We start from the raw sequence: 964 nt of genomic DNA, 5'->3' as shown, positions 1-964 counted from the left end.
CAAATATATGCAGGTTCTCGCTCTTTGCGCGAGGGACGAGCGCCGAGTAAACCATTAAAGAAAGACGGCTCATGACCCGCATATTTGCCCACTGTTAAAGCAAGCGATGCTGAGACCATGCTTTTAAATCTTTGTCTTTTGCAATATATCTAAAGTTCGGTGAGTTAAGCTATCGCTAAACCACCCTACAAATCGCTTTCATATTAAAAAGTTATGATTCTTCTAACAGTGCCAAGAACTCATCCTCACCTACTACCTTAACCCCTAACTTCTCAGCCTTTGCCATTTTCGAGCCAGCTTTTTCACCTGCCAACAAAGCCGTAGTTTTGGCGGAGATGCTGCCTGAGACTTTTGCACCTAACGCTTGCAGTTTGGCTTTGGCTTCATCGCGTGCCATGCTGCTAAGCGCACCTGTTATGACCCACGTTTGCCCATCAAGTGGTAGATCGTCGGATGCGACTTGCTCAACGTTATCCCAATGCACGCCCGCTGCGCGTAATTTCTCTATCACTTCAATATTGTGCGAGGCGCGGAAGAACTCGTGGGTCAGCTCAGCGGTGATGGTGCCAACATCAGGGGTGGCAATAAGCGCGTCCATATCAGCGCTCATTAAGCTATCCAAATCGCCAAATTGCTGGGCGAAGTTTTGCGCGGTGCCCTCGCCGACGCCGCGAATACCCAAGGCGTAGATAAATCTAGCTAAGGTAGTTTTTTTGCTAGCCTCAATGGCTCCTATTATGTTTTGTACCGACTTCTCGCCAAGTTTTTCAAAAGTAATCATCTCCTCCATATGCTGGTGCAAGTCATAGATGTCGGCGACGGTTTTGACGAGTCCTTGCTCAAAGAAGCTAATGAGCCAGCGCTCGCCGAGTCCATCGATATCCATAGCGCGGCGCGAGACAAAGTGGATTAAGGCCTCGGTTTGCTGAGCAGGACAAAACAAACCGCCGCTACAACGGGCAAG

The 964-nt window shown here is 49.0% G+C and carries 1 protein-coding gene; it reads right to left on the bottom strand.

What is annotated here, in order from left to right:
- Nucleotides 1–211 precede the first annotated feature (211 nt).
- On the bottom strand, nt 212–964 hold a 753-nt coding region (locus ACTXGO_RS14745; protein ID WP_443575050.1), incomplete at its 5' end, for a helix-hairpin-helix domain-containing protein.

Source organism: Psychrobacter sp. T6-1, from assembly GCF_052258445.1.
This window is presented reverse-complemented; position numbering and strand designations above follow the sequence as displayed.